This is a genomic window from Devosia sp. (assembly GCF_028290435.1).
Taxonomy (GTDB): domain Bacteria; phylum Pseudomonadota; class Alphaproteobacteria; order Rhizobiales; family Devosiaceae; genus Devosia.
In genome coordinates this window covers 1-9648 of the sequence record NZ_JAQGJV010000089.1, presented here as the reverse complement: position 1 = coordinate 9648, position 9648 = coordinate 1, and the positions used below count along the sequence as shown (strand labels likewise).

Genomic DNA, 9648 nt, shown 5'->3' with positions numbered 1-9648 from the left:
GGAATGCCTTGGAAGACGCCCTTGTTGTCGAGGTTCGGAAGGCTCGAAATCAGCGCCTGAGAATAGGGATGCTTTTGATCGGTAAACATCTCGCGGACGCTGGCCACCTCGACGAGGCGCCCGGCATACATGACCGCGACCTTATCGACGAACTGGGCCATCAGACCCATGTCGTGGCCGATCAGGATGACGGCGGCGTTGATCTGGTCCTGCACCCGGTCGATGGTTTCCATCACCTGCCGCTGAGTCACCACGTCGAGCGCGCTGGTCGGCTCGTCGGCGATAATGACCTTGGGTTCGAGCAGAATGCCGATGGCGATGCAAACGCGCTGCTTCATACCGCCGGAGAGTTCATGGGCGTACATACGGAACACGCCCGAATCCAGATCGACCGAGCGCAGCGCGTGCATGCAGCGATCCATGATCGCCGAGCGGCCTTCCCGCGGCATATGGGATTTGATCGCATCGACCATCTGCGCGCCGATGCGCGTCACCGGGTTGAGCGAGTTCATCGCGCCCTGCGGAATATAGGCGATCTTGTCGAGACGGGCGCGGCGCATGGTATCGTCGTCGAGCGCCATCAGGTCGGTGCCGTCGACGATGACGCTGCCGCCTTCGATGCGCCCCGGTGGCTTGATCATGCGCATCATGGCCAGGGCCATGGTGCTTTTACCGGAGCCAGACTCGCCGACCATGCCGAGTTTTTCACCCGCGCCGAGGGTGAAGCTGACATCGTCCAGCGCCTTGGCCCGGCCAAGGTCGGTGTAGTAGGTGACTTCGAGGCCTTTGACCTGCAGTACGGATTTGGCGCTGCCTGCGTCATACGCCGCGGTGGCATTGCGCGAGCCGGCCTGCGCGCCTGCGGCTTTTGTGTCCATCATCATTGCTATTCCGACCTGCGTACGCGGGGATTGGCGAGTTCGTCGAGGCCCATATTCACCAGAGCGAGCGCGCCCAGGATCAGGATCATCGCGAAGGCGGGCTCCAGAGGCCACCACCACCAACCGTTGAAGAAGGCACCCTGGCTTTGCGCGGCCCAGATGATATTGCCCAGCAGCGGCTCACGCAGCGGCCCGAGTCCGAGAACGGCCAGGTAGAACGAGGCAAACACCGCCGAAAACACCTGGCCCACAAAGGCTGCGGCGATGAACGGCAGCAGATTGGGTAGGATTTCGCGGAAAATGATGCCCATGTCGCTGACGCCCGAGAGCTTGGCGACGGCAACGAATTGCCGCTCCTTCATGGTCATCACCTGGGCGCGGATCACCAGGGTCGGTCCCATCCAGGCCAGCATGGCCACGATGAGGGCCATGGTGAAGATGGTTACGTCGCGCTTGTCGAGCGAACCGGCCACCACGACCTGGATCAGCAGCACCGGGATCGGCGTCAGGATCTGGCAAACGGTGCGAACCGCCGCGTCGATCCAGCCGCCAAAATAGGCCGAGGTGAACCCCAGGACCACGCCAACAAGCGTGCCGATGCCCCCGGCGAGCAAGCCGATAAAGGCGGTTTGCCACATGCCCACCACCATCGCCGCCAGCAGGTCGCGGCCGAAGAAGTCGGTGCCGAACGGATATTTCAGGCTCGGGGGCTGCTTGAGGCCGGCTGAGAGCGGATAGGCATGCTTGGGATTGACGACCAGGAGGCCAATCACCGTGAACAGGAACAGAGCGACGAGGATAATGACCCCCAGCGCCAGACCCTTGTTACGCCGCAAATAGCGGAAGAACAGGACGACATTGCTGGGCTGGCTGATCGTCGGGGATGGGGAAACCATGGTGATGTTTGCCATCATGCGCTCCTAATTTTCCCGAATTCGAGGATCGAGCAGCGGGTAGACGAATTCCAGGATCGTCATCAGCGCCGCGATGGCGATGGTGATGAAAATCACGATGCCGTAGATCACCGGGAAGTCGTTGGCGCGGATGGCCAGGTTCAACGCCGTGCCAATGCCCGGCAGGCCGAATATGCCCTCGACAATCACCGCCGAGGTGATGACGGTGCCGAGCGCCAGCGCGAGGCCCGTGACCTGCGGCAGCAGGGCATTGCGCAGGTAGTAATCCCTGAAAATGCGGCCGCCAGTCAGTCCCTTATGCTCTGCGAAATTGACGTAGTCCTCGCCCTGGATGGTAATGCCCATACCGCGCATCGACAGCACCCAGCCGCCGACCGATCCGAGGATCAGCGCCAGAGCCGGCAGGATTTGGTGTTGCATCAGATCGAGGAAGAACGACCACGACCAGGTCGGCACGATGCCCGCCGAATAGGCGCCGCCAAGCGGCAGCCATTTGAGGCGGAAGCCGATGAAGAACAGCAGCAGGATGCCCATGATAACGGGCGGCACGCCGGTCAAAAGGATGAATGGCGTCGCCAAAGACCGCAGCCAACCCGGTGCCTTGGGCCAGGCGGCAACGGCGCCGAGCAGGGTGCCCATGACGAAACTGAGGACGGTGGTGACCAGCAATAGCCCAATGGTCCAGGGCAGCGCCTGGGCGATCACCTCGGTTGCCGTGGTGGGATATTTGCTGAGCGAATAGCCGAAATCCAGCCGCATGATATTGCCGAGATACTGCCAGTACTGCTCGAAGATCGGCTTATCGAGGCCGAACTGCTGCTGCATCGAGGCAATCATTTTTTCGATATCACCGGGCGAGAAACCGCCGGTGCGGGCCAGTTCGCCGAAGCGTTCGCGAATGGCGTTGCGCGATGACAGGCGCGGTATGAAGAACACTATGGTCGAGGCGGCCCAAACGACCAGGACGAAAAACAGCAGGCGTTTGACGACGATCTTGAAGCTCAATGGACTAATCCCGAAAGGTCTTGGCCGGCAGGAGGGGTTACGCGCCACCGGCGCGTAACCCTAGAGTGCTGACTACTTGGCGCCTGAAGGCTGCAGTCCGGTGATGACCAGCATGCCGGTGTGAGCCCAGAACGCGCCGTTGGTGCCCATCCCGACATTGGTCGAGGACGGCCAGTTCTTCCAATAGTGGTTGTTGTACGGAATACGGTGCAGCCACTGGATGACCGGAACGTCGATGGTATCGCGCCAGTAGATCCCCAGAGCCTGAGCGGCGCCGGCGATGAACTTCGGATCCTTGGAGTCGAGCGGTGCAATGGCATCGATCAGCTTGTCGTATTCAGGGTTGGAGTAGCGCGAGAACCGGTTATTGCCGGCCGACGAGCCAATGCCGCTGCTGTATTTGCCGTCGAAGAGGTTGAGCGCTTCGAAGGGGTCGAACAGGCTGGCGCCATGACCGAACATGTAGAGGCCGGCTTTGCCGTCGACCATGTTCTGATAGGCGTCAGTACCGAAGTTCACGTTGGAGTCGAAACCGGCCTGGCGCAGCATTTCGGCCAGGATCGGAGCGATGTCGCCATGGATGTTTTCGAAGGCCTGGATGGTGGCGTCGAACGTCTTGCCGTCCTTCTCCCACAAGCCGTCGCCATTCTTGGCCCAGCCAGCCGCTTCCATCAGCTTGGCGCTTTCGTCGAGGTCGTACTTGCCGGGTTCGTACTTGGCTTCCTCGGCCTTGACTTCAGGCGAGTCGGCGAAGGCCTGCAGGTTCGGGTAGAGCGGGAACGGGTAGATCGTGGCGATCTTCGCACCCTCGTAGAGCACTTCGTTGATCTGATCGCGGTTGATGGCCAGGCTAATGGCCTTGCGCACGTTCGGATCGCTGTAGGGCGCGAGTTGGTCGTTCATCCACAGCGAGTTGGGCCACCAGTCGAGATAGCCATAGGGCGACTCGGTGCCGGTCCAGGACTGAACTTCGGGGTTCTGCTGCAGGATGTTGCCGATGATCTGGGCCCGCATGTCCACCGACGAGTCGAACTCGTTGTTGACGATGCGCTGGGCGACCGTATCCATCGGCTGGTTGAGGATGTTGACCACAACCACACGCTTGACGGCCGGTGCCGTCATGCGGCCGGCCTTGATGGCCCACCAGTCTTCACGCAGGTTGAAGATCTTCTGGGTGTTGTTCCAGGCAACGATATCAAACGGTCCCGAATGGGGGATTTCGTCGCGGCCCGGGGCCTTGGTCGGATCGGCCTGAGCCGACAGGTAGCCAGCCGGCACGATCGGAATGCCGGTGTCGAACTTTTCCGTCAGCACTTCGAACTTGAAGCGCGGCGCGGGCTGATTGAACGTCACCTCGATGGTGAGATCGTCCTTGGCGGTGACGCTTTTGACCAGCTCGGCGAACTGCACATGGTATGGCAGCGTCTCATACTTGATCTGGCCTTCGAACGTGTAGACCACGTCCTTGGAGGTCACGGGCGAGCCGTCCGACCACTTCGCGTCCTTGTTGAGCTTGATTTCCAACGCGGTGAAGGTGTCGTCGGTATAGTCCATGCTGTCGGCCAGCCACGGGATGAACTCGTTCTTGTAGATGCCGAAGTACATCAGCGGCTCCCACAGCAGGTTGTTGCCTTCCTGATGGGTGTAGCCGGGCAGAACCCATGGATTGGTGGTGCCGATGGATGAGCCGCCAGAGACGCCCCAACCCAGAATGACCGTCTCGTTGCGCGGCACGTCCGCCAACGCACTGGTGGGCACGATTTCGGTAGCGGCGACGGGCGCGGCATCCTGCGCGAACGTCGCGACTGGCGTAAACGCCAGTGCAAGCACTGCTAGTGCTGTAGCGAGTTTGAATTTGACCATGTGACAGCTCTCTCCCTTTGTCTGCCAGCGGATGAAGACGCTTGACGCGTCGAATGCTTCAGAAATTGCCGCTCGTGCGCGGCGCTCGTCCTCCCCTGCCCTTGCAACGCTATGTTGCTTCGGGTGTTTGTCGCCTGATGACCGCCAAGAATATACTCGTGGCGTCCAGTTTAATTTTGCTGATTTGACAGAAATTCGGCCAGCAAGACATCATCTGCCAAACTTACGTTTGTCAGCTCAAGCAAACCTTAAGTCAAAACAACACACCTAGCGCCAACCATCGCAGGCTATTCGTATTGCGATATTTGGCCTGGCACTCCTCATATCAGTGTTGCTAGCGCCAGCCTCGCAACCCGATTTTCTTATTATTATATCAATGATTAGCCGTAGGGATATCCCGAGTCAACGCGCGAAGTTGTAACGTTGCAATTCACGCTCTGGCCGAGAAAAAAGTGATCGCCGCAGCCTCCTTCAGCTCGAAAATGCCACCACACTGTGGCGAATGATGGTGGGTGTTTCTGGGGCGATATCGATGGCCGTCGCGACGCCGCGCCGGTTGATCGGATTGGGCCCGGTCGAGATGGCGTCGTTGAGATCGAATGCCGCAGCGATCGGCTCCAGCCCGAGGCCGCGATACTGACCATTCCAGGGTGGCACATCGACCCCGCGATCGGTGTGCCAGATCTGCAGCGACGGCAATTGCGCACGATCCCAATCGAGGATCATGCCCGCACCCTCATCCAGCCAGGTGGCCTTCATCGGGCTGCGCATGCCGCAGAGCTGGACGTTGAGGTTCTTCTGGCTGCCCAGCGGCGAGTGGCTCAGGTCGACCGGTCCATTGGCTTGCGGCACGGTGGCCAAGCTGGAAAACTCCTGTTCCCCCGCAACTTGGCGCGGATGCACCAGCCCGAAATCGAACGCCGCCTCAAGCCGCAGCCGCCCGGGTTGCTCGGGCAGCCGGAAAATCGGATGCAGGCCGACCGAGATGGGCGCTGCCCGGCGCGCAAAGAGGGTCAGCGTCGAGTCCAGTGCAGGCGCATCCGGACGCGCCGCCACGCGGCGTTCGAGGCGCAGCACCGGCGAGGTTTCGGGATAGTCGAGCGCCAGCGTCACCGAAGAGGCATCAGCGGAAACAATGGTCCATTCCTCGTCGGCGGCCGGCCCGTGGATCGGCCAGTCGCGCGGCCGGTCCATCAGCGCGGCCCATTCGGGTGGCGCCTGCGGCGCCGGTCCGCCCGAGCCCATCGGCACGCAGACGAAATCGCCGCCCAGTTCGCGCAGATGGCCGATGATCGACATATCGGTCACCGTCCCCATCCACGGCGCACGGGCAAACGGCAGGAACGCCTTGCCGCCCAGATTGAAGCGGCAATCGGCCAGCACCGCGGCGGTCGACAAGACCACCGCTTCGCCATGCGCCCATTTGAGGACATGTTCGCTCACTGAGACGCACCTGCGGTGATGGTCATGCCGTCGAGTGTCGCCGGATCGGCCGGTAGTTCGGCGTCGCCCGCGGCAAGGCCGTTGACCGACAGCACATAGGCGATGATGTCTGCGTAATCAGTGGCCGGCAGCGCCCCCGGCCGCGACGGCGGCATGGTGTCGTGCGCCTTGCGGTAGAGGTCCCCGACCGGCTTGCCATTCCAGTTGCCGGCAAAATACTCCCCGGCCAGGGGCGTGCCATAGGTCGCGCTGATCAGGTTCTGGCCATGGCAGGACACGCAGTTGGCGTTATAGGCAATCTTGCCACGATCGGCCTGTGCGGCGGTGAAGCTCGGCGGCAGGCCGGTCGCCGCATTAGTTTCGCCCGGCACTACTATGAGGGCCTCCGAAGTTGGCGCAGTGGTCGAAGCACTATTGCCGGTATAGCTGAACACCAGGATCGAGCCCGGATTCTGCATCGTGGTCGTGGTGCCGCCGGCCAGCGCTTCGGCGAGCCCACCCGGATCGGTCGCGACATAGATCGCCTTGCTATCGGGGCTGAGGGCGACGTCGCGGAAGCGGTTTTCGGACTGGAAATAGCGCTCTATCGGGCCGCGCAGCGACTTGCCATCAGCGGCAAGCGGCAGGCGGTAGATCGAGCCGCGCTTGAGCGTGGTGACGATCAGCGAATTCTCCCAACCGGGGATGGCTTCGCTGGTGGGCATGTAAGTCTGGATGCTGGACGCCGCCACGGTCGGCCAGCAGATGAAATCGACGCCCTTGCACACCGGATCGGTAAAATCCCACTCGCTGGGCACGGTAAACAGTGTCGCCAGCGGGTCCTGCATCGGCTCGGTCCAGCTCGTTTCATCCTCGACGGGAACGGACGGGTCGATGATGATATCGGAGAACTGGAGCTGTTCGCAGGGCGTGGTGGCGTCCTTCCAGCGGGCATATTGATAGGCCTTGTCGTCGCGGAAGCCCGCCACGTGCGGCCAGCCGAAATTGCCACCGGGGACCAGGATATTGACCTCATCATCGGTCTTTGGCCCCTGCTCTGAGGCATAGAGCGTGCCGTCCGGCGCGAAGTCGATGCCCTGCATATTGCGGTGGCCATAGGTGAAGATGTGGCTCACCACGTTGCCAATGCGCGGATTGTCGTCCGGAATTGTGCCATCGAGATTGAGCCGCAACGACTTGCCTTGATAGGCGATGTAGTCCTCGGCTTCGAGCTCGCCTGTCGTGGGCAGGCGCTGCGCCTCGATCGGCTGGCACCAATTGCCGAGCTGGTCTTTGCCGCCATCGCCGATGGTGTAATAGAGCTTGCCATCCGGCCCGATTTTCATGCGCCCCGAATTGTGGTCGCTGCTGGCCGGCAGGCCGACAATGAGGTCCACCGGATCGATCAGTTTGCCGGCCGCGGCGTCGTAGGTCAGGCGGACGATCTTGGTGTAGAGGAAGCGATAGGGGCTCGCTGGATCGGTGACCACCGGATCGGCGCCGCGCGCTTCATCGACGTAGGTATAGGCGGTGTAGACGTAGTCGTTGCCGCTTCCCTTGAGCAGATCGGGATGCAGCGCCAGGCCGAGCAGGCCATCCTGCCCGCCGGGCGCCGAGACTTCGCCGATGTCGATTAGCGTCGTTTTGCTGCCGTCGGCAGGATTGATCCGATCGATACGGCCGGCAGTGCGTTCCGTGACCCAGAGATAATCGTCGGGCCCCCAGGTCAACTCCCACGGACCTTCAAGGCCGGTGGTCAGCACCTTCATTTCAAAAGGTACGGTTCCGGCGACGACGGCATCGGGCGTGTCCTGCGCCAGGGCCGGAGCGGCCATAGCCAGCAGGGCGACGGCAAGAGCAACGTGACGTTTCATCTCAAGAACCTCCCTAACGCGCCGGTTGATCCGGCATTTTTCGTTCAGGCTACCAGTTGGTCACCGACCCGTCACGCCGTCGCAGATGCGGCGCCTCCCAGAACTTGAAGCTTGCCGCCGTCAGGGCAGCTTCATTGACTTCGATGCCCAGGCCGGGGCCGTCGGGCACTTTGTACACGGCACCATCGAGCATCGGCATTTGCGGGAACATCTCCGCGGTCGGTGTGCCGTTATAAAGGTCGGTGGGATTGGCCCGCGTCTCGAGCGCGAAGAAATTGGCCACGGCAGCCGAAAAATGAATGGTCGCCGCCGTGCAGATCGGCCCAAGCGGATTGTGCGGCATCAGGTCGACATAATGCGCCTCGCTCCAACCGGCGACCTTCATCGCCTCGGTGAAGCCGCCGACATTGCACAGGTCGAGCCGGTTGAATTGATGGATGTCGCGTTCGATGTAGGGCAGGAACTGCCATTTGCTGGCAAATTCCTCGCCGATGGCGAAAGGTACATCGGTGAGCTTGCGCAGGGTTTCGTACGCCTCGGGCGTCTCGTCGCGGATCGGCTCTTCGAGGAAATCCAGAGTGCCGGAGGGCATTTTCTGGCAGAAGCTGGCGGCTTCGGCGACCGAGAGACGGTGGTGGTAATCGATGCCCAGCACGACCTCATTGCCGAGCGCCTCACGGGCCTTGGTCAGGAATGTGGCGCTCTTGCCGATGGATTCCCGTGGCTCGAAAATGCCGCCCGGATTTTCCCAGGCGGCGGGGAAGAAACGAATGGTGGACCAGCCCCGCTCGATCAACGCGCGTGCGGCATCCAGCGTTTCCTCGCCATTGATGGAGCCGGTGGAGGCAAAGGTGGGGATGACATCGCGGTGCTTGCCGCCCAGCAATTGATAGACCGGCACGCCGAGTGCCTTGCCCTTGATGTCGTGCAAGGCGATATCGATGGCCGATTGGGCGGCGAGCAGCACCCGTCCGCCCTCGAAATACTGGCTGCGATAGAGTTCCTGCCAGATCGCCCCGATGGCCATCGGATCGCGGCCGATGAGGAATTCGCGGTAATGCTCGATGGCGCCGACGACGGCTTTTTCGCGCCCGGAGAGGCCACTTTCGCCCCAGCCGAAGACGCCTTCGTCGGTCTCGATCTTGACGATAAGCTGGTTACGATGGCCGACCCAAACCGGATAGGGCTTTATTGCAGTGATCTTCATGCCCTACCCTCACCAGCTCGTCATCGAGCCGTCTTGCAGACGGGCGACGGGGAGATAGGCCTGTTGGTAGGGGTGCTTGGCGGCGAGGTCTTCGTCGATATCGACGCCGTGGCCGGCCACTTCGCCCGGCTGCAAATAGCCGCGATCATAGCTCCACGCGCATTTGAACACGTCGTGCATCAGCTCGGTATAGCCGGAATATTCTTGGATGCCGAAATTGGGAATGGCGGTATCGACATGGATATTGCACCCCATGGCAATGGGCGACACGTCCTGCGGGCCGTGGCAGGCCGAGCGCACGTGATAGATGGCGGCCAGATCGAAAATCTTCTTCAGCCCGGTGACGCCGCCGGCATGCACCGAGGTGACGCGGGCATAGTCGATCAACTGCTCGGTGATCAGGGTGTGGGTGTCGTAGATCGAGTTGAACACCTCGCCCACCGCCAGTGGCGTCGTGGTGTGCTGGCGAATGATGCGGAAGC

8 protein-coding genes are annotated in these 9648 nt (G+C 61.6%); all 8 read right to left on the bottom strand.

Translation table 11 applies throughout. From position 1 onward, the window contains the following. Positions 1-884 (bottom strand): ABC transporter ATP-binding protein (locus JWP26_RS20015; RefSeq protein WP_299732021.1); only part of this gene is annotated, 884 nt, incomplete at its 3' end. Between the two features lie 2 nt (positions 885-886). Further along, on the bottom strand, positions 887-1792 hold the full coding sequence (locus JWP26_RS20010; protein ID WP_299732018.1) for an ABC transporter permease: 906 nt from the start codon (positions 1790-1792) through the stop codon (positions 887-889). 9 nt (positions 1793-1801) lie between these two features. Further along, on the bottom strand, positions 1802-2800 hold the full coding sequence (locus JWP26_RS20005) for an ABC transporter permease (RefSeq protein ID WP_299732015.1): 999 nt from the start codon (positions 2798-2800) through the stop codon (positions 1802-1804). 72 nt (positions 2801-2872) lie between these two features. Further along, on the bottom strand, positions 2873-4663 hold the full coding sequence (locus tag JWP26_RS20000; protein ID WP_299732012.1) for an ABC transporter substrate-binding protein: 1791 nt from the start codon (positions 4661-4663) through the stop codon (positions 2873-2875). Between the two features lie 471 nt (positions 4664-5134). Further along, a complete protein-coding gene (locus JWP26_RS19995) occupies positions 5135-6106 on the bottom strand; it encodes a hypothetical protein (protein ID WP_299732009.1) in 972 nt (323 codons plus the stop codon). Beyond that, positions 6103-7959: a glucose/sorbosone family PQQ-dependent dehydrogenase gene (locus tag JWP26_RS19990; protein ID WP_299732006.1), complete on the bottom strand. Its 1857-nt coding sequence runs from the start codon at positions 7957-7959 to the stop codon at positions 6103-6105. The genes JWP26_RS19995 and JWP26_RS19990 overlap by 4 nt, the downstream gene beginning before the upstream one ends. A gap of 49 nt (positions 7960-8008) precedes the next feature. Further along, positions 8009-9166: a mandelate racemase/muconate lactonizing enzyme family protein gene (locus JWP26_RS19985; protein ID WP_299732003.1), complete on the bottom strand. Its 1158-nt coding sequence runs from the start codon at positions 9164-9166 to the stop codon at positions 8009-8011. Positions 9167-9175: 9 nt separating this feature from the next. After that, positions 9176-9648: enolase C-terminal domain-like protein (locus tag JWP26_RS19980; protein WP_299732000.1), on the bottom strand; the 473-nt coding region annotated here is incomplete at its 5' end.